Raw genomic sequence first — 26,648 nt, forward strand, 5'->3', positions numbered from 1 at the left:
CCATCACTTTTTGAGTATGGCGTTCAATCGCGTGGCGGCATTTTTATACGGCGACACCGTATTGAACTGGATCATGCGTCCCCGCGTCCAACTGTTGTACCAGGCAACGCCGTATAGCGCCTCATCGCTATAGCTTTCTATCAGTTCAACCAGCTTTTGATGGGTTTGTGCGTGCTTTTCAAGTAACGCGGGCCATGAGGTGAGAGTGGCGTAATCGGCATAGTATTTTTGTGCCAGTTTGCCGAGTTCATTCCATTTATAACCGCTTGCGGGGAAATCGATATTTTGCCCGGCGCGTTCCTGCTGATGCCAGTACAGCACCTGTTCTCCCCAGCCGATTAAGTAGCTCACCAGATTCGCCACGCTCATTTGTGTGCCGCTGGCGTGGCCGTCGAGTTGCGCGATAAAAACCTGGTCGGCGGGAACACGGCTGAGTTTTTTCTGTAACGCATCCCAGTTTTTATTCATCGCCGCCAGCAACTGCTGTTTATTCTCCGGTACAGACACGATGTTCATCCCATAAAAAAAGGCGCCATCTGGCACCTTTTTAACGCGTTATTTGGTTAGCGCGGGTTTGTTATCAATATTGGTCAGCACACCGCTGCTGTTAAAGGTCAGGGTCAGCGTTTGCTGAGTGACGTTTTCATGGCCCGGTTGCTGACGGAACACGTAGAACCAGGTATTGGTGCCGAACGGGTCGCTCATCATTGGGGTGCCAAGTGCATACGCAACCTGCTGTTGTGTCATCCCGACGCGAATTTTCGATACGTCGTTGGTGGTCAGGTAGTTACCCTGGTTGATGTCCGGGCGGTACACCACTCGTTCCAGAGTGGAACAACCAGCGGTCAGCATCAGAAGGGCCGCCGCAGCAGCAGTCAGCGTTTTACAGCGCATAGTCATGTGATTCCTTTTCGGGCCCGAGCAGTTTGTGGCTCATGGATAATTTGCCGATGATAATAAACCTTCAGCCAGTTTAAAACCTTAGGCGCTTCACTATGACCGCGAGAGTGGAAAAAAGTTAGTGAAAAGTCGTTATAACGGATTTTCACTGAAACAGTTGGCGACAATTTAACCAGCGGCGCGCCATTGTCTCGCGCGCCGCCGGTAAATGAATCAAGCGGCTAACAGTTCGCGGGCGTTCGCCAGAGTATTGCGGGTCACTTCACTGCCGCCCAGCAAACGCGCCAGTTCCTGCAAGCGAGCGCGTTTATCCAACGGCTGCATGTGGGTTTCCGTCATCGCGCCGTCAGTTTCTTTGCTGACAAAGAAATGCTGATGCCCACAGCCCGCCACCTGCGGAAGATGGGTAACGCACATGACTTGGGTGGATTCGCCAAGCTGACGCAGCATTTTGCCGACAATCGCTGCCGTCGGGCCGCTGATGCCCACGTCCACTTCATCGAAAATCAGCGCCGGGGTTTCCATCTTACGGGCAGTGATCACCTGAATCGCCAGCGCGATACGGGAAAGTTCGCCACCGGATGCCACTTTCGCCAGGGGCTGTAATGGCTGGCCTGGGTTGGTGGTAACGCGGAAATCGATCCGGTCAGCGCCATCGGCGGTCAGGTGGTTTTCTTCAAACACGACTTCAATGCTCAAGCGGCCATGCGGCATGGAAAGTAAGTGCATACTTTCAGTAATTAACTGGCTCAGCTCGCTGGCGTAGGCGCGGCGGCTGTCATGCAGTTTTTTAGCGGTTTCCAGCGCCAGCTTATGATGCACGGCCACCGCTTCCGTTAAGGCTTCCAGCGAATCGGCCTGGCCATCAAGCAGGGCTTGCTCATCCAACAGGCTTTGATGAAAGGCGGGCAGCGCTTCTGGCGCGATACGGTGCTTACGCGCCAGGTTGATTTGGCGGGAAAGGCGTTGCTCCAGTTCATACAGGCGATTCGGGTCCATATCCAGGCGATCGCAGTAGTGGCGCAGTTCATCACCGGCTTCGGTTAACTGAATCGCCGCTTCTTCCAGCATATCCAGTACGCCGGACAGCTTTTCATCCATGCCGACCAGCTCAACAAGCAGCTGGCGGGCCGAGTAAAGCTGGCTTTGAATATTGGCGTCTTCACCATCGGCAATCAGTTGGAGCGCCTGTTGCCCGGAAGAGAGCAACTGGCCGCTATTTGCCAGCCGTTTGTATTCCGCATCAATCTGCTCATACTCGCCCGGCTGCGGGGCGAATTCATTTAGCTCTTTTAATTGATATTGCAGCAGTTCGGCGCGCGCGGCGCGATCCTGGCTCTGTTGCCGGTGGGTCGCCAGATCGCGGCAGCTTTGATGCCACTGGCGATAGTGCTGGGCCATTTGCTGAGTAAGCGCATGCTCACCGGCGTAGCCGTCCAGCAGCGTGCGTTGATGCTCAGGCTTAAGCAGCAGTTGATGGGCATGCTGACCATGGATTTGAATCAGCAACTGACCGAGTTCGCGCAACTGAGACAAAGGAACCGCGGTGCCGTTGATAAAGCCGCGCGAGCGCCCATCGCTGCTGATAACGCGGCGAAGCAGGCACTCACTTCCGTCTTCAAGCTGGTTTTCTTCCAGCCAGCGCAGGGCGGCAGGCGTGTCTTTTAACGAGAAACGGGCGCACAGATCAGCGCGCGATGCGCCTGCGCGCACCATATCGGCTTCTGCGCGGCCGCCCAGGCACAGGCCCAGCGCGTCAATCGCTATGGATTTACCCGCGCCGGTTTCACCCGTAATGGCGGTCATCCCGCCATGAAAGTCGATTTCAAGTTCACGAACAATAGCGAAATTGCTGATGGTCAGTTGTGCCAGCATAACCGCTTTCCTGTATAAAAGAACATTGCTGTTTATGCATACAGTATATACGGGTTCCTTATACAGTAAAGAGGGGAGTGCGGTTTCAGAATAATTTTTTTGACCACCCCAGCTTAGAGCTTAGCGTGTTGAAATAGCTGTAATCTTTAGGATGGATAAGATTTAGGTGATAGTCGCAGCGGCGGATCAAAACGTCTTCGCCTTCCTGAATCGGCAAGGCGATTTGGCTGTCGCAGCTCACTTCCAGATCGCTACTCATATGCGAAAAACGCAGCCGGATGGTACTGCTGCTGTTAATCACCAGCGGGCGCGCGGAAAGCGTGTGCGGGAACATCGGCACTAAGGTAATGGCGTCTAAGGATGGCGTCAGGATCGGCCCACCTGCGGAAAGCGAATAGGCGGTTGAGCCGGTCGGCGTGGAAATAATTAACCCGTCGGAGCGCTGGGAAAACGCGAATTTCTCGTCAATATAAACTTCAAATTCGATCATATGCGCCACTTTGCCGGGATGCAGCACCACTTCGTTGATGGCGGTACTGATGCGCTTCTGGCAATCCTGTTGGCATACCTGGGTTTCCAGCAAAAAGCGTTTTTCTGCGATGTAATGCCCCTCGAGCACGTCCGCCAACTGCTGCTGGGCGTTGTCCGGGTCCAGATCGGTAAGGAAGCCGAGATTGCCGCGGTTGATGCCGATGACTTTGATGTCATAACGCGCCAGAACCCGCGCTGCACCCAGCATATTGCCGTCCCCTCCGACCACGACGGCGAGATCGGCCTGTTGACCTATTTCTGCCAGCGTGCCAGTTTTGACGCCTTTAAGCTTGAGCTCATGCGCAATTTGTTGCTCAATAATGACTTCATAGCCTTTTTCACTAAGCCATCGCCAGAGCATTTCATGCGTGGTGAGCGCGGTTGGGTGACGGGGATGCCCAACAATACCAATGCAATTGAAATGTTTATTCATTTTCTGGTGATCCTTTGTGATTTAGCCAGCGACAATCTGCCCGGTTCCCTTGAAACCCGTAAACTGATCCCCATAATAAGCGAACCAGCGAGTTGAATGCTAAGAAACGCGGAGAATTTCATGAGTAGTAAAGAACAGAAAACGCCTGACGGGCAAGCCCCGGAAGAGGTCATCACGGAACAGCACGAGGCGGTAGACGTGGAAACCGCAGAAACAGCTGAACAGGTGGATCCGCGCGATGAACAGATTGCTAACCTGCAGGCGCAGCTAGCGGAAGTTCAACAGCGCGAGCGTGACGCGGTGTTACGTTCTAAAGCCGAAGTCGACAACATGCGTCGCCGCACCGAGCAGGATGTTGAAAAAGCGCATAAATTTGCGCTTGAGAAATTCGTCAACGAACTGCTGCCGGTTATCGACAGCCTGGATCGCGCGCTGGAAGTGGCGGATAAAGCCAACCCGGATATGAGCGCCATGATTGAAGGCATCGAGCTGACCCTGAAATCCATGCTGGATGTGGTGCGTAAGTTCGGTGTGGAAGTGATTGCCGATACTGGCGTTCCGCTCGATCCGAACGTACATCAGGCGATTGCTATGGTGGAGTCAGAAGACGTCGCGCCAGGCAATGTGCTGATGGTGATGCAGAAAGGCTACACCCTGAATGGCCGCACTATTCGCGCCGCGATGGTGACCGTGGCGAAGGCGAAAGCCTGACCCTAATGAAAAACCCGCCTTGTGCGTAACACCGATCGGTTAAGCAAAATGATCGGTTGAACGATCCGGCGGGTAAGTGACAATAGCCTCATCAATTCTCTGATGGGGCTTTTTTATGCTTTCGACCTGGCTTGACGATACACAGACCTGGGCTGAACCCGCTTCACTTTCCTGTTTTCAGCGTGCTATCCCGCTTGAGTGGATTTCTCAGGTTCTTGATTCCACGAATAAAGCCAGTATCCGTAAACGTAAGCTTCCCGCAGAACTCGTGGTCTGGCTGATTGTGGGCATGGGCCTGTACCGCGACCGTCCCATCACGGATGTCGTGACATAACTCGACCTCGTCCTCAGGAGGGGGAGACCCTCGCCGCCAGCTCCATTGGCCAGGCCCGTCAGCGGCTCAGCGATGAACCGCTTCGCGAACTCTTCACCCTGACGGCCAGCCACTGGACTCAGCAGGAAGACAAGGATGACCTCTGGCACGGCCTGCGCCTGTTTGCCGTTGATGGCACGCTCTTTCGTACCCCTGACACGCCTACTCAAAACATCTTAAGTGAACGGTGTTAGCCGACTGGCGGGTTTTTTTATTCTTCTACGCTCTGGCGTAACGGTTTGACCGGAATGACTCGCACCTGACGGATCATATTTTCCTGTACATCCAGAATATCGACATCGTACTGGGCGATGCGCACCCGGGTACCGTTCGCAGGTATCTCTTCCAGCACCTCCAACAGCATGCCGTTGATGGTGCGTGCTTCCTCTTCCGGCAGATGCCAGTTGAACGCTTTGTTGATTTCGCGAATGTTGGCGCCGCCTTCGATAATCACCGACCCGTCATTCTGCGGCGTGACTTCTTCCGCGAGGGTGGGCGACATAGAGGTGGTGAAGTCTCCGACGATCTCTTCCAGAATATCTTCTACGGTCACCAGTCCCTGGATATCGCCGTACTCATCCACCACCAGGCCAACTTTCTTTTTATTACGCTGGAATTTGATCAACTGCGTGCTGAGCGGCGTACCTTCCGGCACGAAATAAATTTCATCGGCAGCGCGCAGCAGCGTTTCTTTGGTGAACTCCTGCTTCTCGGTCATCAACCGGTACGCTTCGCGCACCCGCAACATGCTGATGGCGTCGTCCAGCGAGTCCCTATACAGCACGATGCGGCCATGGGGCGAATGCGTAAGCTGGCGCACGATAGATTTCCAGTCGTCATTAATATCAATGCCGACGATGTCGTTGCGCGGCACCATGATGTCGTTGACGCTGACTTTTTCAAGATCCAGCACCGACAGCAGCATGTCCTGATTGCGCCGGGAAATCTGCGAGCGGGATTCATTCACGATGGTGCGCAGCTCGTCTTTGCTCAGCGCCGTGCTTACTACGTTATCCACTTTAATCCCGACCATGCGCATCAGAATGCGCGTGACGGTATTCAGTAGCCAGACCAGCGGCATCATTATAATTTGCAGCGGGCCAAGCAGGACGCTACTGGGAAAAGCGACCTTTTCGGGATACAGCGCGGCGATGGTTTTCGGCAGCACTTCGGCGAACACCAGCACCACGAAGGTGAGCACGCCAGTAGCAATAGCCACACCCGCGTTACCGTACAGACGCATGCCGACGATGGTGGCGATGGCTGAGGCGAGAATATTGACCAGGTTGTTGCCGATCAGCACCAGGCTAATCAGGCGGTCAGGTTTGCGCAGCAGCTTTTCAACGCGCCGGGCGGCGCGGTTGCCCTGTTTGGCAAGATGACGCAACCGGTAGCGGTTAAGCGTCATCATGCCGGTTTCCGAGCCTGAAAAGTAGGCTGAAACCACGACCATTACGATCAGGGAGACGATTAATGTGGTAGTTGAGATATGTTCCAGGAGAGATCCTTAGTTAGCCAGCGAATTCCTGTATAACGCGGCTGCCGAAGTAAGCCAGCGTTAATAAGGCCGCACCCGCCACGTTAAACCATACGACGCGACGCCCGCGCCAGCCTTCATGGAAATGGCCCCAGAGTAAAATGATGTACACAAACCAGGCGATAATCGACAGCACGGCTTTGTCGATATTTTCCAGGCTAAACAGGTTATGCATATAGAACAGACCAGTGCAGAGTGTCAGTGTCAGCAGCACCACGCCCACCTGGGTGATGTGGAACATTTTACGCTCAATGGTCATAAGCGGCGGCATTTCATTATTGAACGCCAGCTTTTTATGCTTAAGCTGATAATCGATCCACGCCAGCTGTAGCGCATACAGTGCGGCGATGATCAGCGTGGCGTAGGCAAACAGCGACAGCCCAATATGCACCATCATCCCCGGTGTGGTTTCGAGATGGGTGATAAATTCGTTGGGCATAAAGCTGGCGAACGCCAGATTGATTAGCGCAAAGGCGTAAACGATAGGCAGCAGCAGCCAGCCGCGATTGCGCGAGGCGACAATCGTCATTACGGTACAAATCAGCAGGCTCACCAGAGAGCCGACGTTAAGCAGGCTGAGGTTTTGACCGGAGCCGTCTGCCGGGAATATCCGCGCTTCCAGCGCAAGGCCGTGGCTTATCAGCGCAATCACTGCGGAAATAATGGCGATACGGCGCCATGCGCTGTTCTTTCGAAGCAGGCCAGGAATAATCAGCGCCAGGCTGATGGAGTAAGCGACGAGCGCAAGTAGTGCGAAAAAAGGCATATAAGGGTGTCGTTCATTCGCCAGAAAGGAAAGTGGATCAGTATACCGTTACGTGACTCAGGCTCCAACCGTTGGAACACACTCAATACACCGATCGTGTTATACTCCGACCCATTCTGAATCAGAGTCGCTGTGGCGGCCTTAATGTGACCTCTTAGGCAAAAGACCATGTTTGATAATTTAACCGATCGTTTGTCGCGTACGCTGCGCAATATCAGCGGCCGCGGACGCCTGACCGAAGACAACATCAAAGAAACCCTGCGCGAAGTGCGCATGGCGCTGCTGGAAGCCGACGTGGCGCTGCCGGTAGTGCGTGAATTTATCAATCGCGTGAAAGAAAAAGCGGTTGGTCATGAAGTGAATAAAAGCCTGACCCCAGGCCAGGAATTCGTCAAAATCGTCCGTAACGAACTGGTTTCGGCGATGGGCGAAGAGAACCAGTCGCTGAACCTCGCGGCGCAACCGCCTGCGGTGGTGCTGATGGCGGGCCTGCAGGGTGCGGGTAAAACCACCAGCGTCGGTAAGCTCGGGAAATTCTTGCGCGAAAAGCACAAGAAAAAGGTGATGGTGGTTTCTGCTGACGTGTATCGCCCGGCGGCGATCAAACAGCTGGAAACCCTGGCGCAGCAGGTTAACGTAGATTTCTTCCCGTCCGATGTGGCGCAGAAGCCGGTCGATATCGTTAACGCGGCGCTGAAAGAAGCCAAACTGAAATTCTACGATGTGCTGCTGGTGGATACCGCCGGTCGTTTGCACGTCGATGAAGCGATGATGGACGAGATCAAACAGGTTCATGCCGCGATTAATCCGGTAGAAACCCTGTTTGTGGTCGACGCCATGACCGGTCAGGATGCGGCGAACACCGCGAAGGCGTTCAACGAAGCGCTGCCGCTGACTGGGGTGGTGCTGACTAAAGTCGACGGCGATGCCCGTGGCGGTGCGGCGCTTTCTATTCGCCACATTACCGGTAAGCCGATCAAATTCCTCGGCGTCGGCGAAAAAACCGAAGCGCTGGAGCCGTTCCACCCGGACCGTATTGCCTCGCGTATTCTCGGCATGGGCGATGTGCTGTCGCTGATCGAAGATATCGAAAGCAAGGTTGACCGCGCTCAGGCGGAGAAACTTGCCAATAAGCTGAAGAAAGGCGACGGCTTCGACCTGAACGACTTCCTTGAGCAGCTCAAGCAGATGAAAAACATGGGCGGCATGGCGAGCCTGATGGGCAAGCTGCCGGGCATGGGGCAGATCCCGGATAACGTGAAGTCCCAGATGGATGACAAAGTGCTGGTGCGTATGGAAGCCATCATCAGCTCCATGACGCTGAAAGAGCGCGCCAACCCCGATATCATTAAAGGCTCCCGCAAGCGCCGCATCGCTGCCGGTTGCGGTATGCAGGTGCAGGACGTTAACCGCCTTCTGAAACAGTTCGACGACATGCAGCGCATGATGAAGAAAATGAAGAAGGGCGGGATGGCGAAGATGATGCGGGGGATGAAAGGGATGATGCCGCCAGGCTTCCCGGGAAGATAACGGCCTGGCTTGTTTGCCATTTTGACGCCGGGGTGTGCTCGCCACCGTCACGTACTGCGTGTATGCTCCGGCGGCTGCGCGCACGCCGTCGCCAAACTGGCCGCACCGCCGACGGCCTTTAGCCCTTCAGCTCGTTTAATCTCACCGAATCTCATCTGCTGATTGCTTTTTAGCTGAAAATGAGTAAAATTTTCGGGCTTTTAATATGACACCGGGCCCCTTCCCTCGAGGGGGCCTGGTGTTTTATTCACTATAGAGGATGTTATGGTAACTATTCGTTTAGCACGTCACGGCGCGAAAAAGCGTCCGTTCTACCAGGTTGTCGTGACCGACAGCCGTAATGCACGCAACGGTCGCTTCATTGAGCGCGTTGGTTTCTTCAACCCGATCGCCAGCGAAAAAGAAGAAGGCACCCGCCTGGATCTGGACCGCATTGAGCACTGGGTTGGCCAGGGCGCTACCGTTTCCGATCGCGTTTCCGCGCTGATCAAAGCAGCAAAAAAAGCAGCTTAATCTGTCACGGTGGTCATGATGAGCAAGCAAGAAACCGCAAAGGCACCTGTTAACCCAATTGTTCTCGGGAAAATGGGCTCCTGCTACGGGATCCGTGGTTGGCTCAGAGTGTTTTCCTCCACCGAAGACGCTGAAAGCATTTTTGACTATCAGCCCTGGTTTATCCAGAAGGCGGGTCAGTGGCAGCCAGTACAGCTGGAAAGCTGGAAGCACCACAATCAGGATCTGATCATCAAGCTGAAAGGCGTTGACGATCGGGATGCCGCGAATCTACTTACCAATTGCGAAATTGTGGTCGATTCAACGCAACTGCCCAGTCTCGAAGACGGTACCTACTACTGGAAAGACCTTATCGGTTGCCAGGTAGTGACCACACAGGGATATCAGCTCGGTAAAGTCATTGACATGATGGAAACCGGGTCGAATGACGTTCTCGTCATCAAAGCAAACCTGAAAGATGCGTTCGGCATCAAGGAGCGGTTGGTTCCGTTCCTCGATGGGCAGGTTATCAAGAAAGTCGATCTCGCTACTCAAACCATTGAAGTAGATTGGGATCCTGGTTTTTAAATACTTCTGAATACGGTAAAAGACGGCGCTATGTGGATTGGCATAATTAGCCTGTTTCCTGAGATGTTCCGCGCAATTACCGATTACGGGGTAACTGGCCGGGCAGTAAAAAATGGCCTGCTGAGCATCCAGAGCTGGAGTCCGCGTGATTTCACTCATGACCGGCACCGTACCGTGGACGATCGTCCTTACGGCGGCGGACCGGGGATGTTAATGATGGTGCAGCCCTTACGGGATGCTATTCATGCCGCAAAAGCTGCGGCGGGCGAAGGCGCGAAGGTAGTCTACCTTTCACCTCAGGGACGCAAGCTTGATCAAGAAGGCGTCAGTGAGTTAGCGACAAACGAGAAGTTAATTCTGGTTTGTGGCCGTTACGAAGGGATTGATGAGCGCGTGATCCAAACCGAAATTGACGAAGAATGGTCAATCGGCGATTACGTTCTCAGCGGTGGTGAGTTACCAGCAATGACGCTGATTGACTCGGTCGCCCGGTTTATTCCGGGGGTGCTGGGTCACGAAGCATCAGCAATTGAAGATTCATTTGCTGACGGGTTGCTGGATTGCCCACACTACACCCGTCCTGAAGTACTGGAAGGGATGGACGTACCGGCAGTATTGCTGTCGGGTAACCACGCTGAAATCCGTCGCTGGCGTTTGAAGCAGCAACTGGGTCGAACCTGGCTTAGAAGACCTGAACTTTTGGAAAACCTGGCTCTGACTGAAGAGCAAGCAAGGTTGCTGGCGGAGTTCAAAAGTGAACACGCGCAACAGCAACATATACACGAGAGCGTTCAGGATGCATCGAAGCGGCAACTGAATGAATCCTCAGGAACTTACTCAGGTAAGTAACCGAGGTGAATGAAGGTAGCCAACGAAGAGGCAACCTGAAGGGCGAAGTGTATAAACATGATGGGATGGCGTAAGCCCCCGATACATCAGTTTACCCAGGATAAGAGATTAAATTATGAGCAACATTATCAAGCAAATTGAACAAGAGCAGATGAAGCAGGACGTACCTTCCTTCCGTCCGGGTGACACCGTGGAAGTGAAAGTATGGGTTGTTGAAGGTTCCAAAAAACGTCTGCAGGCATTTGAGGGCGTGGTTATCGCTATCCGTAACCGCGGTCTGCACTCTGCATTCACTGTTCGTAAAATTTCCAACGGCGAAGGTGTTGAGCGTGTATTCCAGACTCACTCACCGGTTGTTGACAGCATCGCTGTTAAACGTCGTGGTGCCGTTCGCAAAGCTAAACTGTACTACCTGCGTGAGCGTACTGGTAAGGCAGCTCGTATTAAAGAGCGCCTGAACTAAGATTCGCTTAAGCGACATCCAATAAGTTAGTGCAAATACAAGGGGTTGGCGTTATGCCAGCCCCTTGTTTTTTTACGGGTTATTCATCGTATTTATTGGCTACTATGCCTGCAAAGTCAAAAAACAGCGTGTTCTCGCGAATACTTTTTTGATGAATCTGACCATCGTCAGCACCGACTGGAATGGCAATTTGTTTATTTCCCAGAACAAAATATCTTAGGAGTAGGTACGAGCATTTATTACCAGAAATGAACGCTGTTTGAAAAATATTACCTGCGAACTCTTTCAGGCCGGACAAATCTATTTTGTGCCTGGCTGTCTGCTGGTAGGGGGTGATCTCAGCAGGAATGGGCTTTATACGCTTGGCGAGTTTGTGCGGCACAGCAAGGAAACTGCGGAGTTAGTGAAGCATTATGCGGATGCGATGAAAAATGGAGTTAATGAGCCATGAACGCTTTTTGATAAAGAGCAATAGTAAAAGCGTTAATTGGCCAGCTCTGGTTGGATAACTTTAACAAGGAACGCTATTGATGAAAGTTCGGGCATTCACTCTCCTCCCTCTTTTTTTAGCTTTATTGGCTACCTCATCATTCAGTAATGCGGCTAACTACCCCTGTTCTAAATCAAAAGGCGGCGTCTCGCACTGTACTGCTGACGGTAAGTTTGTCTGTAATGATGGCAGCATCAGCCGTTCAAAAAAGGTTTGTCGTTAAGGGCTGCTTTGCTTTAAGCAAATTTAAACCGCGTAATAAAACCGTAATGTAAAAAAGCTGCTTTCTAAAAGCAGCTTTTAAGTTTTGAAGGAACGTTTTCATTAACCTTCTGGATGCAAATCATTTACAATGTCCTCTCTTCTGGAGGGGATGTGACGATCGGTTTAGCGCAATCACACAACACGAAACGAGCGGCATGGGCAGCGCTGTTTGCCATGCTGTTGATCGTTGTCGCGCCGCTGATTTCGATATCTCTCCATAACACCCGGATTACTGACGCCGCTCCGCCATCCCATTCCCAACATCATCACGATATGTCCATGCATAGCGGCATGGCGGATCACGCTCATTCGCCAGGACTGACAATGGTCGATCACGCAGAAGCCTGCGGCTATTGCGTCCTGTTAAGCCATGTGCCGGGGATATTATTGCTTGCCCTGGCGCTGGTCTATGCGCTGTTAAGTCACATTGGGCGGGTAAATTATCCCCCCGTCGTTATTGTCTATCATTCCCTCATCTGGCTTCGGCCTGTACCCCGTGCGCCGCCGGTCGCGTCTGCTTTTACCTTTTAATCCTTAACTACTTCGTCTCTCCAACGGAGGGACTACCCGTACTTTATAAAAAGGAAAAGTATGACAACCTGCACTCAACGCCAGGCGTGGATCACGCTATTGCGCCGGCTTCATTTCGCCATCGGATTATTTGTCGGCCCGTTTATTTTTGTGGCCGCGCTGTCGGGCACGTTATATGTGGCGACCCCTCAACTGGAAAACATCGTTTACTCATCGGTACTCAACGGCAGCCGGGAAGGGGAGCCGCAGCCGATTGCTCGCCAGGTTGACGTCACGGAGCAGTTGACTCATCACGCGTTGCGTTTACATGCGGTAAGGCCAGCGCTGGAAGCAGGCCAAACCACACGGGTGATGTTCAGCGATCCGTCGTTGGGCGTATCGGAGCATCGGGCGATATTTATCGATCCGGTCACGCTCGCGGTAACGGGCGATTTGACCGTTTACGGCACCAGCGGAATACTCCCGCTGCGCCAGAGTATCGATTACTTGCACCGCTCGCTACTGCTAGGGGATGTCGGGCGCATATACAGCGAGCTGGCGGCGTCATGGATGTGGATTGCGGCGCTGGGCGGCATTGTCCTGTGGTGGGTGACAAGGCCCGCGCGCAAGCGTAAGCCAGTAAAACGCAGCCGGTTTATGGCAGCAAGACAGCTACATATTACGCTGGGCCTGGTTTTGCTGGCAGGGTTACTGCTTTTCTCCGCAACGGGGTTAACCTGGTCGCAGTACGCGGGGGGCAACGTCGATAGGTTGCGAGCCGCGTTAGGGTGGATGACTCCGCAGGTTAACACGGTGATATCTGGCAAGGCGGCTGCGGCCGATCCTCACGCCGAGCATCATGGGCGCCACCATGGCGCGATGGCGACACAGGAGATTGATAGCGCTGATTTCGATCGTGTTATGGGTCTTGCGCAGCAAAATGGTATCCAGGCCACCCTGCTGGAAATACGGCCGCCGCGTAACAGTAATCAGGCCTGGACGGTCACAGAAATCGATCGCCGCTGGCCGACGCAGGTTGACGCGGTGGCGATAAATGGCGAAACCATGCAGGTGATCGACAGGACCGACTTCAACCAGTTCCCGTTAATGGCGAAGCTCACCCGCTGGGGTGTGGATTTTCATATGGGCGTGCTGTTCGGGCTGCTTAACCAGCTGGCGCTGGTGGGCTTTGGCACCGCGCTGTGCGTGCTGATTGTTATGGGTTACCGCCAGTGGTGGTTGCGGCGCCCTGCTGTGGCATCCCGCAATCCTGCCCAAACGCTGTGCGAAGCCTGGCTGCAACTCTCTATGGTCGGGCGAATCAGCGCACTGATCGTTACCGCCGCGTTAGGCTACGCCATGCCGGTGATGGGCTTCAGCGTCCTGCTGTTTTTGCTGATTGATGTCTTACGCTGGAAGCGGGCGCAACGCCGTCAGGCAACCACACCCGCCGTCAACTAAGATTCAGGGCGTGCTGATGACCACCGCGACGCGGCGGTTTTCGGCACGTCCTTCACCCGTTTTATTGCTGGCAACAGGGTATTTCTTGCCCAAACCCTGGGTCGTTAAATTGCTGCGCGGCACCCCTGCACCTTTTGCCCACGCATCGGCCACGATATTAGCCCGTTTAAGGGAAAGCGCTTCGTTATAGCTGTCTTCGCCATAATTATCGGTGTGGCCGTCCATGCGGGCGTGTTTCAAACCATGGGAGGAAAGCTTCGCCGCCATGGTTTCAATCTGACGATAGCTTTCAGGACGCAGTTGATACTGGTTTTTATCGAACAGAATGGTATCTGATAAGCCCAGCGACCAGTCACCGTTACTTTCGCTAAAGCCGTAAGACTGCATGGCAGCGACCTGCTCAGGGGTGAATTTTCCCTGTGGCGTCTGGCAGCCGGTTAACAGGAATGCAGCGAGAACGGCAGGAGCGAAAAAGCGGGGCAACATAATGACCTTCCTTTGTGGTTATCCAAACGCCAGGCGGCGCTTACTTTTGTCGTGATACATATTCTTGTCGGCGATCTCCATCAGGGATTCTGGCGTCGCCGTACACTTCGCCAGCGCGTAGCCGATGCTCATCGACAACACGGTCGTTTCGCCATTGTTCAACAGAATTGGCGGCAATAGCACCTGGCGCAAATGGTTAATGCACCCCAGTAATTCATCAGTGGAGTGAACGTCGGTCAGCAAAATGGCGAATTCATCGCCGCCCAGACGATAGGCGCAGTGCGTATCGCCTGCGAAGTTACGTAAACGCTGGGCAGCCTCAATCAGTACACGGTCACCTGCGGCATGGCCCCAGGTGTCATTGATGGATTTAAAGTTGTCACCATCCATAAACAGCAGCGCAGCATCAATTTTACGGCTTCTGTCATTCATCATGCTTTCAACGGCCTGGCGAAACGCGGTGCGATTGGCAAGGCCAGTCAGCGGGTCGTGAGTGGCGCTAATCAGCAACGAAGCATTCTTACGCTGCAATTGCGTCTGCCAGGTTTCCATTTCGTCCAGTAGCGTATTAAAGTCCTGCCCGAAACGATGGAACTCCTCTATCCGCTCTGCGGATACGCGTCTGGAAAAATTACGGTTGGTCTGCACGTCATGGGCGACCTCAGTAATATTGTTAAGGGCGTTAACCATGCCCTTATGCAAATACCGCGTAATTGATAAAGAAATAAATGAGGCGAGGATAAGACAGGCGGTCAGTACGCCGAGCGAGGTCCAGACAAAATGGGTAATAATATTATCCATGGCGGTCAGGCGAATTTCGCCCAGCACGTTGCCATTGTGATGAATTTGTTGGACAACCGGCGTCGGGAATACCCATTTACTGACCAGGCCGCCCATTACATCACGGTCGTTATCTGCCGTACCCGACCAGTCAGCAATGATTTCCCCGTTGCGGTCTACCGCCTGCGCGCTGGCGAATTGTCCCTGTTCGCCAAGGGCGGCGAGCGTGTCATAAGCTGCGGGGCCATCACGAAACACCATAGCCGCCTCAAGCGTATGGCTGATGGAAACGCTCAGTAAACGGAGGTTATTCTGGGCATATTGCTTCAGAGTCAGCATGGATGAGACGGAAAGCAGCAGCCAGGCAATAATCATGGTAATCACTACGCTTATCATGCTGATGCGTCGCAACGTTCTTTTGAACGTTGGCCGTGGCATGGAGTTGAGATCCTTAGTCATGATTATTATTCCGTGCGAGCATTAATACGTCTGGATTGACCCGAACACCGCTACGGGACAATGAATCAAGATTTACCGCGAATTTAACCGGTGTGACATTAATATTCAGGCAAAACGAACTGCCGATCAGGCACTGTGTATTTTGCTCAGCAATTAATAATAAAGGGCGTGGCTGATAGGCCTCGATTAATTTCGCCTGTTCTTCAGGCCGTTCTTTACCAAAATAAAGGCCGTCACACCGTGACGTTAATGCCTCTTCGCTATTTTCGACAATCACCGCTGTATAAGATGATGGTGTAATATTGTCATTAACTAATTGCGCCAGCCGGGAAGAGCTAAAAATGCATATACGCGGAGGCGCAGAAAGCATGGGCCACCGCGTGTAACTAATAATACCGGAAACAATGCGTTGTACGGCTTCATCATTATTTGCAGAAGGTGAAGGCAGTTCTGCTATCGAAGGTATTGCCACCATAATCAATACAAAACAAAACGCTCGGAAGTGCAGCACAGGCATGTTGTGGGTTCCAGCAAGAATGGTGACGCAGAATACTTGTTACAGGATATATCCTGGGATAATAACATCTACCGTTGGGTTCGTCATTAGCTACACGCGATAAGGCAGATTACATTTAATGGCGCGTCACAATAGCTGAGAGGGAAAAACCAGTGAGTAAATTTTTAAGCTATTCAATTTAAAATTGAATCTTCGCTAGCGCCTGTATCACCTTCTTTCCAGCGGGCGCGTAATTGCGGTGTTTGTTCAAGGTTTTCGCAGGCCGCCGGAAAATTTCTGCCGCTCAATCCCCAAACATACAAAAAGTCATCCTGGCAAAAACGTTGCTGACCACGTAGATAACCCTTCTTATAAGCGGTTACATCAATCTGCGCGTCGTCATATTCCAGGGCAAGCCGCGGTTGATCTTTCGCCAGGCCACCAGACATCGCGTCATCAACGCCAATTTCATACCAGTTCCGTTCACTCCAGATTGGCGCATGGGTGTAGGGATCAATCTGGCAACCGGTGGAGAGCAAAATGCCGAGAATCACTATTGTCTGACGCATTACTGCATCCTTGAGATGGGTTTTTCGCTTATGCAAAACGTAGCGCAAAAAGCGCATGAGCTGATTATTTTTTTATGTTGTGATGATTAATTATTCAATGTGTAAATATTTAATTACAGATATGGCGGGATTAAGGCGCTTTAAAATGCCAGTTATTTATATTTGTAACGATAAATTTACGGAATGTGGATTGAAATCTTTACCGCTTATGATAAGGTACTGTTTACCTCAGTGAGGTAAAGACTATCGCAAACGAGCAAATTTAAGGGTCGCAATCATGCAAAAAGACGCGCTGAATAACGTTCATATCGCTGATGAACAGGTACTGATTACTCCGGAACAACTGAAAGCTGAATTCCCGCTGACGCTGGAACAGGAAGCGCAAATCGCACAATCCCGCGAGACGATTGCCAATATTATTGCCGGGCGCGATCCGCGTTTGCTGGTGGTGTGTGGACCTTGCTCGATCCACGATCCCGAAGCGGCTATTGAATATGCTCGTCGGTTCAAAACCCTTGCCGAACAAGTCAGCGATACGCTTTATCTGGTTATGCGCGTCTATTTTGAAAAACCCCGCACCACCGTTGGCTGGAAAGGGTTGATTAACGATCCTCATATGGATGGCTCGTTTGATGTGGAAGCGGGGCTGAAAATCGCCCGTAGCCTGCTGGTAGAGCTGGTTAATATGGGATTGCCGCTGGCGACCGAGGCGCTCGATCCCAACAGTCCACAGTACCTGGGCGATCTGTTTAGCTGGTCCGCGATCGGCGCGCGTACCACCGAATCGCAAACCCACCGTGAAATGGCTTCAGGTCTTTCCATGCCGGTGGGCTTTAAAAACGGCACCGATGGCAGCCTGGCGACGGCAATTAATGCAATGCGCGCCGCTGAGCAGTCTCACCGTTTTGTCGGCATCAACCAGGCGGGCCAGGTTTGTCTGTTGCAGACCCAGGGTAACCCGGATGGCCACGTGATTTTGCGCGGCGGCAAAGCGCCGAACTACAGCCCGGCGGATGTAGCGCAATGTGAAAAAGAGATGGAACAGGCGGGACTGCGTCCGGCGCTGATGATAGATTGCAGCCATGGTAATTCAAACAAAGACTACCGCCGCCAGCCGGGCGTCGCCGAATCGGTCGTCGCGCAGATTAAAGATGGCAACCGTTCGATTATCGGACTAATGATTGAAAGCCATTTATTCGAAGGCAATCAGTCCTCCGAGCAATCGCGCAGTGAGATGAAATACGGCGTCTCCGTGACCGATGCCTGTATCAACTGGGAAACCACCGACGCGCTATTGCAGGAAATCCACAACGATTTGAACGGTACGCTCGCGGCGCGTTTCGCTTAAGAGGTGATTATGGTTGCAGAATTGACCGCACTGCGCGATCAAATCGATGAAGTGGATAAGGCGCTGCTGGGATTGCTGGCACGCCGTCTGGAACTGGTATCTGAAGTCGGCGAAGTCAAGAGCCGCTATGGCCTACCGGTCTACGTGCCAGAGCGTGAGGCGTCGATGCTGGCGTCGCGTCGTCAGGAAGCCGAACAGCTTGGTGTCTCGCCGGATCTGATTGAGGATGTGCTGCGCCGGGTGATGCGTGAATCCTATGCCCATGAAAATGACAAAGGCTTCAAAACGCTGCATCCGGCGTTGCGCCCGGTGGTGATCGTCGGCGGAGCAGGGCAGATGGGACGTCTGTTTGAAAAGATGCTGCAACTGTCTGGCTACCAGGTGCGTATCCTTGAACAGTACGACTGGCCACAGGCGGAGGCGCTCGTTGCCGACGCCGGGATGGTGATCGTCAGCGTACCAATCCACGTGACCGAGCAGGTTATCGCCAAACTGCCGCGTCTGCCGGATGACTGTATTCTCGTCGATCTCGCGTCAGTGAAGAATGGTCCGTTACAGGCAATGCTGAATGCCCATCGTGGGCCGGTGCTGGGCTTACACCCGATGTTTGGCCCGGACAGCGGCAGCCTGGCAAAACAGGTGGTGGTCTACTGTGACGGGCGTCAGCCGGAAGCGTACCAGTGGTTTCTGGAGCAGATTCAGGTATGGGGTGCGCGACTGCATCGCAGTAGCGCTGTTGAACATGACCAGAATATGGCGTTCATCCAGGCGCTGCGTCACTTCGCGACCTTTGCCTACGGTCTGCATCTGGCTGAAGAGAACGTACAGCTGGAAAAACTGCTGGCGCTGTCATCGCCCATTTATCGGCTGGAACTGGCGATGGTCGGGCGGCTGTTCGCTCAGGACCCGCAGCTTTATGCGGATATCATTATGTCATCGGAAGATAATCTGGCGCTGATTAAGCGTTACTACCAGCGCTTTGGCGAGGCAATTGGCTTACTGGAGCAGGGCGATAAGCAGGCGTTTATCGACAGCTTCCGCAAAGTTGAACACTGGTTTGGCGATTATGCACAACGCTTTCAAAGCGAAAGCCGTACTCTGCTGCGCCAGGCGAACGACAGCCGCCAGTGAACTAAAAAAGCCAGCGAACTCGCTGGCTTTTTTATGGGTTACGCCGGATCGACCGGCACCACGTTTTCACTGGGATAGCAGCCCAGCACTTTCATGGAACGGGTAATTTCAGTAAGTTCGCGCAGCGCCTGCTGCATTTCCTCTTGTTGAACATTGGCCTGCACATCGAGGTAGAACATCTCTTCCCACGGATTGCCGTTAATCGGTCGTGATTCCAGGCGAGTCATAATCAGATTGTGATTACGCAGTACCAGTAATGCTTCCACCAGGGCGCCAGCCTGCTGGCCTGTGGCCATCAGTAAGGTGGTTTTCGCCGGTACCTGATCGGAAACATGAATTGCTTTACGCGCCAGCACGACAAATCGGGTGATGTTTTGCGTCTGGTTTGCCAGATTGCGCTCCAGTACCTGCAAACCATACAACGCGCCGCCAGCTTCGCTTCCTAATGCCGCCACTTTCGGCGTTTTCATCTGGGCCACTTTTTCCATCGCGGCGGACGTGCTTTCGCAATACTCAATTTTCCAGTGCGGGTAGCGGTTCAGGAACTGGCTGCACTGCTGGAAAGGCTGCGGATGGCTGTAAATGGTTTCGATGTTTTCAAGGTCGGTAGAGCCTGATACCAGTACGCAGTGATCGATAGGAATCGTTAATTCACCGACAATAGACAAGCTGGTGTGCTGGAGCAGGTCGTAAACGTCGTTAATCGCGCCGGAACTGGTGTTCTCAAGTGGTACCACTGCGTAATCCGCCTGGCCGGTTTCCACTTGGTTAAAAATTTCATGGAATTTTGCGCAACCGCTTTCAATAAACTGCTCAAAATGGCGAACGGCATACTGACGCGCCGCCAGGTGCGAGTAAGAGCCTTTCGGGCCAAGAAACGCCACGCGCGCCGAGTGCGGATTGGTTTGATTCAGATGCTGCTGGAGTAGCGCCTGCTGGGTTAACACGGAATCTTCGATAATCAGTTGAAACAGGCGAGTGATGTAGTGCGCATCAAGATGATGGGCTTTGCCCAGCGTAATCAGCTTATCCAGCAGATCGCGTTCGCGGTCGATATCCCGCACCGGGCGATGCGTGGCGAGCTTGGCTTTGCCGACTTCCACCGCCAGGGTACGACGCTCGGCTAATAGTGCCAGTAACTTCTCATCCAACGCACTGATTTTATCCCGCAGAGCCAGTAAAGGGTTTTCCGCTGTCATAACGCTACCTTTTTTATTGTCATAAAAAAGGCCCCCCGATGTGGGAGGCCTGTTTGTTCGTCTTCGCATTCTTTATCACATGACGAAAAGCCTCCCGTTCAGGGGAAGGTAAAAAAGAATGCGAAGAAGAACGGCAGTTGTTTCATAACATGTTCCTTGAAAATGTAGGGATTACACTACCCGTAGTGTTTTCGCTCTGTCAATAAAAAACGCGCCCGGAGGCGCGTTGTTAGGCTGTAAGTGATTACTCTTCTTCTGCGAAGCTAACGTCTTTAACTGAAGGTACTGCGCGACGCGCTTCCCCTTTGTGCTGCACTTTGTTCAGTTGTCGCTCCAGTTTGTTAATGAGTTCGTTAATAGCCGTATACATATCTTCGTGTTTTGCGCTGGCGACGAGATGGCCGTTTGGCGTATTCATGGTGGCGTCAGCGACGAAGCCTTGAGGTTCTCTGGATAAGATTATGTGCGGATTAATTAAGTGAGTTTGCCATTTATCCAGTTTAGCGAGACGGTCTGTGACATGCTGGCGAATAGCCGGGGTGATTTCCATTTGTTTGCTGGTAATGTTCATTGTCATAAATTTTACCTCTCGTCTTTCCCGTCTTGGTGATTCCAGCATAACGCCATGAGTGTCAAAATGTGTGATGTAAATCACGTAATTTTGTCACTTTTTGTCAAGGAAACTGTTTTGTGAGGCAGGACAGGAAGAGGGCATTTTTCACTTGTCGGACAGCCGTTTTCGGGCCATATTTGATGGGATGACTTCGCGCTAAATCCCGGCATCTCCGGGTTGCGGGCATAAAAAAAGGCAGCCAGGCTGCCTTTTTTCATTAATAACGGTCAGGTGTTGCTGCCATTGGTTTCGATGATTTTGGCAACTTTATCCGCCTGCGCATTCATCTGCATTTCGCGGTAGGCGTTTTCCATTAACTTCAGGCCATCGCGAGTGGCCTGGGTATCCGGATAATCGCGCAGCATCCCTTCTACACGGTTAACCACGGCAACATACGCGCCGCGTTTGGTATAGTACTGTGCGACGGAAAGCTCATACTTCGCCAGACGGTCTTTCAGGAATACCATGCGTTTGGTCGCATCAGTGACGTACTGGCTTTGTGGATAGCCGCGGGTCAGCTTCGCGAAATCGCGGAAAGCGTCGCGCGCATGTTGCGGGTCGCGGTCAGAACGATCGACGCCGAAGAAACCTTGCAGCGCGCTGTCATCCAGCGCCATGTTGGTCAGCCCGCGCATATACATCACGTAGTCAATGTTCGGGTGAGTCGGGTTCAGACGCATAAAACGATCGATGGAAGCCTGAGCCAGCGGAAGATCGGCGTTTTTGTAGTACGCATAGATCAGATCCAACTGAACCTGCTGGGAGTACGGCCCGAATGGATAACGATTATCCAGCGCTTCCAGTTGCGTTATTGCCGCTTTCCAGTTACCGTCCTGCAGTTTTTGCTGAGCAGTCGCGTAAATTTCAGATGGCGGATTATCAGGGACCTCTTCCTTAGAACCGGAGCAACCCGCCAAAGCCAGGCTCAACGTGGCGGCAGCCACCAGATATTTCATGCGCGTCATGACGTTTTGACTTTCCTCAGAATGTTTTACTTGTACGGGAGAATGACAGTTCCTGCTCCCGGTTAAGACCAGCTACAATAGCACACTATATTATACGGCGAAGCCGTAAATCCCAACGTAAACGAAGAAGCAGTATATGGCACAACGAGTACAACTCACTGCAACGGTGTCCGAATCTCAACTCGGTCAACGCTTAGATCAGGCTTTGGCCGAAATGTTCCCTGATTATTCGCGATCGCGCATAAAAGAGTGGATTTTAGACCAGCGCGTCCAGCTCAACGGCAAGATTAGCGATAAGCCAAAAGAAAAAGTGTTCGGCGGCGAAAACGTGGTTATCGATGTAGAAATCGAAGAAGACGCCCGCTTTGAACCCCAGGATATCCCGCTGAATATCGTTTATGAAGATGACGATATTTTAGTGATCAACAAACCGCGCGATTTCGTGGTGCATCCCGGCGCGGGCAACCCTGACGGCACGGTGCTTAACGCGCTGTTGCACTATTATCCGCCGATTGCCGACGTGCCGCGCGCGGGTATCGTGCACCGTCTGGATAAAGACACTACCGGTTTGATGGTGGTGGCGAAAACCATTCCGGCGCAAACCCGTCTGGTGGAATCGCTGCAATTGCGCGAGATCACCCGTGAGTATGAAGCGGTGGCTATCGGCCATATGACGGCGGGCGGAACGGTGGAAGAACCCATCAGCCGCCACCCGACCAAACGCACCCATATGTCGGTTCATCCGATGGGTAAACCGGCCGTCACACACTACCGGATTATGGAGCATTTTCGGATTCATACCCGTCTGCGTTTACGCCTGGAAACCGGTCGTACTCACCAGATCCGCGTACATATGGCGCATATTACTCATCCGCTAGTGGGCGATCAGCTGTACGGCGGCCGTCCGCGCCCGCCGAAAGGGGCCTCTGAGGCGTTCATTCAGGCGCTGCGTCAGTTTGACCGCCAGGCGCTGCACGCTACCATGCTGCGCCTGTACCACCCGATTACCGGTATCCAGATGGAATGGCATGCGCCGATCCCACAGGATATGGTTGATCTCATCGATGCGCTGCGTGCTGACTTTGAAGCGCATAAAGACGACGTTGACTGGTTATGACAAAACTGATCATCCCCGACTGGCCGTTGCCGCCGGGCGTTGCGGCCTGTAGCAGCACCCGCATCGGCGGCGTGAGCGCCGGGGCGTATGACTCGCTCAATCTGGGCGCGCACTGCGGCGACAACCTGGACGACGTCGAGGAAAATCGACGTCGGCTGTTCGCTGCCGCACAGATGCCTTCCAGACCGGTGTGGCTGGAACAGGTGCACGGCAATGCGGTATTACGCCTGACCGGCGAACCGTACGCCACTAAACGCGCCGATGCCTCCTGGAGCGATACGCCGGGTACCGTGTGTGCGGTTATGACCGCAGACTGTTTGCCGGTGCTATTCTGTAATCAGGCGGGCAGCGAAGTGGCTGCCGCACATGCGGGATGGCGGGGATTATGCGATGGGGTGCTTGAAGCGACCCTCGCGAGTTTCAACGATCGCCCAGAAAACGTCATGGCGTGGTTAGGCCCGGCGATTGGCCCTCAGGCATTTGAAGTGGGCGATGATGTACGTGATGCGTTTATCGCTAAAGACGGCCAGGCCGCCAGCGCGTTTCGTCCGGCAGACGAAAAGTATTTCGCCGATATCTATCAGCTTGCGCGTCAGCGTTTAACGGCGGCTGGCGTGATGAAAATCTATGGCGGCGACCGCTGTACCTTTACTGAAAAAGATGATTTTTTCTCATACCGCCGTGACAGAATCACGGGCCGTATGGCAAGTTTCATTTGGCTGATATAACCTAGCGAATCAAGACGATCCAGAACGCGTTGTTTTCTTTTCACATAATTCAGGTCATTCACCTTGAATAATTGAGGGATGACCTCATTTAATCTCCAGTAGCAAATTTGACCTGTTTATGGGAGGAGTTATGCGTCTGGATCGTCTTACCAATAAATTCCAGCTTGCTCTTGCCGATGCCCAGTCGCTGGCACTGGGGCACGACAACCAATTCATCGAACCCTTACATCTTATGAGCGCCTTGCTGAATCAGGAAGGGGGTTCCGTTCGTCCTTTACTTACCTCGGCGGGCATTAATGCCGGCAAGTTGCGCACTGATATCGATCAGGCGCTAAGCCGTTTACCGCAGGTAGAAGGCACCGGCGGCGACGTACAGCCGTCACAGGATTTAGTCCGCGTCCTGAATCTTTGCGACAAGCTGGCGCAAAAGCAGGGCGACAACTTTATTTCGTCTGAACTGTTTGTTCTGGCGGCGCTTGAATCGCGCGGCACCCTCGCCGACTTATTAAAGGCAGCGGGCGCCAATACCGCGAATATTACTCAGGCGATTACGCAAATGCGTGGAGGTGAAAGCGTGAACGATCAGGGGGCTGAAGATCAGCGCCAGGCTTTGAAAAAATACACCCTCGATCTCACCGAGCGTGCCGAGCAGGGCAAGCTTGACCCGGTGATTGGCCGTGACGAAGAGATCCGCCGCACTATCCAGGTATTGCAGCGGCGTACTAAAAACAACCCGGTCCTGATCGGCGAGCCCGGCGTGGGTAAAACCGCTATCGTCGAAGGGCTGGCACAGCGCATCGTCAATGGCGAAGTCCCGGAAGGCTTAAAAGGCCGCCGCGTACTGGCGCTGGATATGGGCGCGCTGGTGGCAGGGGCGAAGTACCGTGGTGAATTCGAAGAGCGCTTAAAAGGCGTGCTTAGCGATCTCTCGAAGCAGGAAGGTAACGTCATTCTGTTTATTGACGAATTGCACACCATGGTCGGCGCAGGTAAAGCCGATGGTGCGATGGACGCCGGGAACATGCTGAAACCCGCGCTGGCGCGTGGTGAACTGCACTGCGTGGGTGCGACGACGCTTGATGAGTATCGTCAGTACATTGAAAAAGACGCCGCGCTGGAGCGCCGTTTCCAGAAGGTGTTTGTCGCCGAGCCAACTGTAGAAGATACCATCGCGATCCTGCGAGGTCTGAAAGAACGCTATGAATTGCACCACCATGTACAGATCACTGACCCGGCGATCGTGGCAGCGGCAACGCTGTCGCACCGCTATATTGCTGACCGGCAGTTGCCGGATAAAGCCATCGACCTGATCGATGAAGCAGCATCCAGCATTCGTATGCAGATAGACTCGAAACCGGAAGAACTGGACCGGCTCGACCGCCGCATCATTCAGCTGAAACTGGAACAGCAGGCGCTGTTGAAAGAGTCTGATGAGGCCAGCAAAAAGCGTCTTGATATGCTGAATGAAGAGCTTTCTGATAAAGAACGTCAATATTCGGAACTGGAAGAAGAGTGGAAGGCGGAGAAAGCCTCACTTTCCGGCACTCAAACTATCAAGGCGGAACTGGAACAGGCCAAAATCGCCATTGAGCAAGCGCGCCGTGTGGGCGATCTGGCCCGCATGTCAGAATTGCAGTACGGGAAAATCCCTGAGCTTGAAAAACAGCTGGCCGCCGCGACGCAAAGCGAAGGCAAAACCATGCGCCTGCTGCGTAATAAAGTCACTGATGCAGAAATCGCAGAAGTGCTGGCGCGCTGGACCGGCATTCCGGTTGCACGAATGATGGAAAGCGAGCGGGAAAAACTGCTGCGCATGGAGCAAGACCTGCATCAGCGGGTGATTGGCCAGGATGAAGCGGTTGAAGCGGTTTCTAACGCCATTCGCCGTAGCCGCGCCGGTTTGTCCGATCCTAACCGCCCAATTGGTTCGTTCCTGTTCCTTGGTCCGACCGGGGTAGGGAAAACGGAGCTGTGTAAGGCGCTGGCGAACTTTATGTTCGATAGCGATGACGCGATGGTGCGTATCGATATGTCCGAGTTTATGGAGAAACACTCCGTGTCGCGTTTAGTTGGCGCGCCTCCGGGATATGTCGGCTATGAAGAAGGTGGTTACCTGACCGAAGCGGTGCGCCGTCGTCCTTACTCCGTCATCCTGCTGGATGAAGTGGAAAAAGCACACCCGGATGTGTTCAACATTCTGCTGCAGGTATTGGACGATGGACGCCTTACCGATGGGCAAGGGCGTACGGTTGATTTCCGTAATACAGTAGTGATTATGACCTCCAACCTGGGGTCGGATCTGATCCAGGAGCGCTTTGGCGAGCTCGACTATAGCCATATGAAAGATCTGGTCCTTAATGTGGTAAGCCAAAACTTCAGACCGGAATTCATTAACCGTATCGATGAAGTGGTGGTATTCCACCCGCTGGGCCAGAAACATATCGCCTCGATTGCGCAGATCCAGTTGCAACGGCTTTACAAACGGCTGGAAGAGCGAGGGTATCAGGTTGAGATGTCCGAAGACGCGCTGCGGCTGCTTGGCGAAAATGGCTATGACCCGGTTTACGGCGCGCGTCCGCTTAAACGGGCTATCCAGCAACAAATCGAGAACCCGCTTGCTCAGCAGATTCTTTCTGGTGAGCTCATCCCGGGTAAACCGATTGAGCTGACCGTAAAAGATGAGCGCATCGTTGCGGTGCAATAAGTGGTGTTAGTCACAAAAACGGGCTCTCATGAGCCCGTTTTGTTTATAAAGCAACCAAAATGAGCCATTTCAGATGGGTTTTGTTTGAAATGTGAGCGAACGGAAAATTTTTTGAATTTTAGGCTTGTCAGATTCTGATTACTCCCTATAATGCGCCTCCACTGACACGGAACAACGGCGAATAAGCCGGCCGGTCAGCGAGGTTCCTTCGGGGATTTCGGCAGAGAAAAGCGAAAATTAACGCTTGACTCTGAAGCGGGAAGTCGTAATATACGCACCC

At 53.1% G+C, this 26,648-nt stretch carries 29 protein-coding genes, 1 pseudogene and 1 other annotated feature; of the genes and pseudogenes, 15 read left to right on the forward strand and 15 right to left on the reverse strand.

Features of this window, described 5'->3' with window-relative positions; translation table 11 throughout:
* Positions 1 to 3: 3 nt before the first annotated feature.
* The 4 genes from RT120_RS19535 to nadK form a co-directional block, all read right to left on the reverse strand.
* Positions 4 to 507, reverse strand: a complete 504-nt coding sequence (locus RT120_RS19535; protein WP_312985242.1) for a ClbS/DfsB family four-helix bundle protein — start codon at positions 505 to 507, stop codon at positions 4 to 6.
* 48 nt (positions 508 to 555) lie between these two features.
* Positions 556 to 894 carry an outer membrane protein assembly factor BamE gene (gene bamE, locus RT120_RS19540; protein ID WP_312985279.1) on the reverse strand — a complete coding sequence of 113 codons (339 nt, stop codon included), beginning with the start codon at positions 892 to 894 and terminating at the stop codon, positions 556 to 558.
* Between the two features lie 219 nt (positions 895 to 1,113).
* Complete coding sequence (gene recN / locus RT120_RS19545; protein ID WP_312985243.1) at positions 1,114 to 2,775, reverse strand: DNA repair protein RecN; 1,662 nt, start codon at positions 2,773 to 2,775, stop codon at positions 1,114 to 1,116.
* An 85-nt stretch (positions 2,776 to 2,860) separates the two neighbouring features.
* Positions 2,861 to 3,739, reverse strand: a complete 879-nt coding sequence (nadK, locus tag RT120_RS19550; protein WP_125294817.1) for an NAD(+) kinase — start codon at positions 3,737 to 3,739, stop codon at positions 2,861 to 2,863.
* A gap of 120 nt (positions 3,740 to 3,859) precedes the next feature.
* Here nadK and grpE point away from each other — a divergent pair, with 120 nt between their 5' ends.
* On the forward strand, positions 3,860 to 4,450 hold the full coding sequence (gene grpE / locus RT120_RS19555) for a nucleotide exchange factor GrpE (protein WP_312985245.1): 591 nt from the start codon (positions 3,860 to 3,862) through the stop codon (positions 4,448 to 4,450).
* Positions 4,451 to 4,565: 115 nt separating this feature from the next.
* Positions 4,566 to 4,987 (forward strand): annotated as a pseudogene (locus tag RT120_RS19560) (transposase domain-containing protein); the annotation flags it as partial.
* A gap of 47 nt (positions 4,988 to 5,034) precedes the next feature.
* On the opposite strand, the gene RT120_RS19565 reads toward RT120_RS19560, so the two are convergent.
* Complete coding sequence (locus RT120_RS19565; protein WP_312985281.1) at positions 5,035 to 6,321, reverse strand: HlyC/CorC family transporter; 1,287 nt, start codon at positions 6,319 to 6,321, stop codon at positions 5,035 to 5,037.
* A 13-nt stretch (positions 6,322 to 6,334) separates the two neighbouring features.
* Positions 6,335 to 7,126 carry an inner membrane protein YpjD gene (locus RT120_RS19570; RefSeq protein ID WP_125294814.1) on the reverse strand — a complete coding sequence of 264 codons (792 nt, stop codon included), beginning with the start codon at positions 7,124 to 7,126 and terminating at the stop codon, positions 6,335 to 6,337.
* Positions 7,127 to 7,294: 168 nt separating this feature from the next.
* Here RT120_RS19570 and ffh point away from each other — a divergent pair, with 168 nt between their 5' ends.
* The 5 genes from ffh (at position 7,295) to rplS (ending at position 11,048) form a co-directional block, all read left to right on the forward strand.
* Entirely contained in the window at positions 7,295 to 8,656 is a 1,362-nt protein-coding gene (ffh, locus tag RT120_RS19575; RefSeq protein WP_312985247.1) for a signal recognition particle protein, read from the forward strand.
* 264 nt (positions 8,657 to 8,920) lie between these two features.
* A complete protein-coding gene (gene rpsP, locus RT120_RS19580; protein ID WP_002437767.1) occupies positions 8,921 to 9,169 on the forward strand; it encodes a 30S ribosomal protein S16 in 249 nt (82 codons plus the stop codon).
* Between the two features lie 18 nt (positions 9,170 to 9,187).
* Positions 9,188 to 9,736 carry a ribosome maturation factor RimM gene (gene rimM / locus RT120_RS19585; RefSeq protein ID WP_312985249.1) on the forward strand — a complete coding sequence of 183 codons (549 nt, stop codon included), beginning with the start codon at positions 9,188 to 9,190 and terminating at the stop codon, positions 9,734 to 9,736.
* Positions 9,737 to 9,766: 30 nt separating this feature from the next.
* The gene (gene trmD / locus RT120_RS19590) at positions 9,767 to 10,585 is read left to right on the forward strand and encodes a tRNA (guanosine(37)-N1)-methyltransferase TrmD (protein WP_312985250.1); all 819 of its coding nucleotides are present in this window, start codon (positions 9,767 to 9,769) and stop codon (positions 10,583 to 10,585) included.
* A 115-nt stretch (positions 10,586 to 10,700) separates the two neighbouring features.
* The gene (gene rplS, locus RT120_RS19595) at positions 10,701 to 11,048 is read left to right on the forward strand and encodes a 50S ribosomal protein L19 (RefSeq protein WP_002437770.1); all 348 of its coding nucleotides are present in this window, start codon (positions 10,701 to 10,703) and stop codon (positions 11,046 to 11,048) included.
* Positions 11,049 to 11,127: 79 nt separating this feature from the next.
* On the opposite strand, the gene RT120_RS19600 is transcribed toward rplS, so the two are convergent.
* Entirely contained in the window at positions 11,128 to 11,430 is a 303-nt protein-coding gene (locus RT120_RS19600; protein ID WP_312985252.1) for a hypothetical protein, read from the reverse strand.
* 148 nt (positions 11,431 to 11,578) lie between these two features.
* Here RT120_RS19600 and RT120_RS19605 point away from each other — a divergent pair, with 148 nt between their 5' ends.
* The 3 genes from RT120_RS19605 (at position 11,579) to RT120_RS19615 (ending at position 13,773) form a co-directional block, all read left to right on the forward strand.
* Positions 11,579 to 11,761 (forward strand): hypothetical protein, encoded by a 183-nt coding sequence (locus RT120_RS19605; RefSeq protein WP_312985254.1) that lies wholly within the window; start codon positions 11,579 to 11,581, stop codon positions 11,759 to 11,761.
* A gap of 152 nt (positions 11,762 to 11,913) precedes the next feature.
* A complete protein-coding gene (locus tag RT120_RS19610; protein ID WP_312985256.1) occupies positions 11,914 to 12,333 on the forward strand; it encodes a DUF2946 domain-containing protein in 420 nt (139 codons plus the stop codon).
* A gap of 60 nt (positions 12,334 to 12,393) precedes the next feature.
* Positions 12,394 to 13,773 carry a PepSY-associated TM helix domain-containing protein gene (locus RT120_RS19615; protein WP_312985257.1) on the forward strand — a complete coding sequence of 460 codons (1,380 nt, stop codon included), beginning with the start codon at positions 12,394 to 12,396 and terminating at the stop codon, positions 13,771 to 13,773.
* Between the two features lie 3 nt (positions 13,774 to 13,776).
* Here RT120_RS19615 and RT120_RS19620 read toward each other — a convergent pair whose 3' ends face one another.
* From RT120_RS19620 to RT120_RS19635, 4 genes are all read right to left on the reverse strand, one after another.
* Complete coding sequence (locus tag RT120_RS19620; RefSeq protein WP_312985258.1) at positions 13,777 to 14,259, reverse strand: OmpA family protein; 483 nt, start codon at positions 14,257 to 14,259, stop codon at positions 13,777 to 13,779.
* Positions 14,260 to 14,277: 18 nt separating this feature from the next.
* A complete protein-coding gene (gene dgcN, locus RT120_RS19625; protein ID WP_312985260.1) occupies positions 14,278 to 15,498 on the reverse strand; it encodes a diguanylate cyclase DgcN in 1,221 nt (406 codons plus the stop codon).
* Entirely contained in the window at positions 15,491 to 16,015 is a 525-nt protein-coding gene (locus RT120_RS19630) for a YfiR family protein (RefSeq protein WP_312985262.1), read from the reverse strand. The genes dgcN and RT120_RS19630 overlap by 8 nt, the downstream gene beginning before the upstream one ends.
* Positions 16,016 to 16,188: 173 nt before the next feature.
* Positions 16,189 to 16,620 carry a DUF2799 domain-containing protein gene (locus tag RT120_RS19635; RefSeq protein ID WP_312985263.1) on the reverse strand — a complete coding sequence of 144 codons (432 nt, stop codon included), beginning with the start codon at positions 16,618 to 16,620 and terminating at the stop codon, positions 16,189 to 16,191.
* Between the two features lie 220 nt (positions 16,621 to 16,840).
* Here RT120_RS19635 and aroF point away from each other — a divergent pair, with 220 nt between their 5' ends.
* Positions 16,841 to 17,911, forward strand: coding sequence for a 3-deoxy-7-phosphoheptulonate synthase AroF (aroF, locus tag RT120_RS19640; protein WP_312985264.1), 1,071 nt, complete (start codon positions 16,841 to 16,843; stop codon positions 17,909 to 17,911).
* A 9-nt stretch (positions 17,912 to 17,920) separates the two neighbouring features.
* The gene (gene tyrA / locus RT120_RS19645) at positions 17,921 to 19,042 is read left to right on the forward strand and encodes a bifunctional chorismate mutase/prephenate dehydrogenase (RefSeq protein WP_312985266.1); all 1,122 of its coding nucleotides are present in this window, start codon (positions 17,921 to 17,923) and stop codon (positions 19,040 to 19,042) included.
* A 38-nt stretch (positions 19,043 to 19,080) separates the two neighbouring features.
* Here the strand turns inward: tyrA and pheA are convergent, their stop codons facing one another.
* The 4 genes from pheA to bamD form a co-directional block, all read right to left on the reverse strand.
* A complete protein-coding gene (gene pheA / locus RT120_RS19650; protein WP_312985267.1) occupies positions 19,081 to 20,241 on the reverse strand; it encodes a bifunctional chorismate mutase/prephenate dehydratase in 1,161 nt (386 codons plus the stop codon).
* Between the two features lie 21 nt (positions 20,242 to 20,262).
* Positions 20,263 to 20,388 (reverse strand) — a sequence feature (Phe leader region).
* On the reverse strand, positions 20,340 to 20,387 hold the full coding sequence (gene pheL, locus RT120_RS19655) for a pheA operon leader peptide PheL (RefSeq protein ID WP_125294913.1): 48 nt from the start codon (positions 20,385 to 20,387) through the stop codon (positions 20,340 to 20,342). (Overlaps the previous feature by 48 nt.)
* A 97-nt stretch (positions 20,389 to 20,485) precedes the next feature.
* Positions 20,486 to 20,818, reverse strand: coding sequence for a ribosome-associated translation inhibitor RaiA (gene raiA, locus RT120_RS19660; RefSeq protein WP_125294798.1), 333 nt, complete (start codon positions 20,816 to 20,818; stop codon positions 20,486 to 20,488).
* Positions 20,819 to 21,081: 263 nt separating this feature from the next.
* Positions 21,082 to 21,819, reverse strand: coding sequence for an outer membrane protein assembly factor BamD (bamD, locus tag RT120_RS19665; RefSeq protein ID WP_312985269.1), 738 nt, complete (start codon positions 21,817 to 21,819; stop codon positions 21,082 to 21,084).
* 136 nt (positions 21,820 to 21,955) lie between these two features.
* Between bamD and rluD the strand changes: the two genes are divergently transcribed.
* The 3 genes from rluD (at position 21,956) to clpB (ending at position 26,368) form a co-directional block, all read left to right on the forward strand.
* Positions 21,956 to 22,936: a 23S rRNA pseudouridine(1911/1915/1917) synthase RluD gene (gene rluD / locus RT120_RS19670; protein ID WP_312985271.1), complete on the forward strand. Its 981-nt coding sequence runs from the start codon at positions 21,956 to 21,958 to the stop codon at positions 22,934 to 22,936.
* Complete coding sequence (yfiH, locus tag RT120_RS19675; RefSeq protein ID WP_312985273.1) at positions 22,933 to 23,664, forward strand: purine nucleoside phosphorylase YfiH; 732 nt, start codon at positions 22,933 to 22,935, stop codon at positions 23,662 to 23,664. The genes rluD and yfiH overlap by 4 nt, the downstream gene beginning before the upstream one ends.
* A 130-nt stretch (positions 23,665 to 23,794) precedes the next feature.
* Positions 23,795 to 26,368, forward strand: coding sequence for an ATP-dependent chaperone ClpB (gene clpB, locus RT120_RS19680; RefSeq protein ID WP_312985275.1), 2,574 nt, complete (start codon positions 23,795 to 23,797; stop codon positions 26,366 to 26,368).
* Positions 26,369 to 26,648: the final 280 nt, after the last annotated feature.

The sequence above is a fragment of the Atlantibacter sp. genome, assembly GCF_032062175.1.
Classification (GTDB): domain Bacteria; phylum Pseudomonadota; class Gammaproteobacteria; order Enterobacterales; family Enterobacteriaceae; genus Atlantibacter.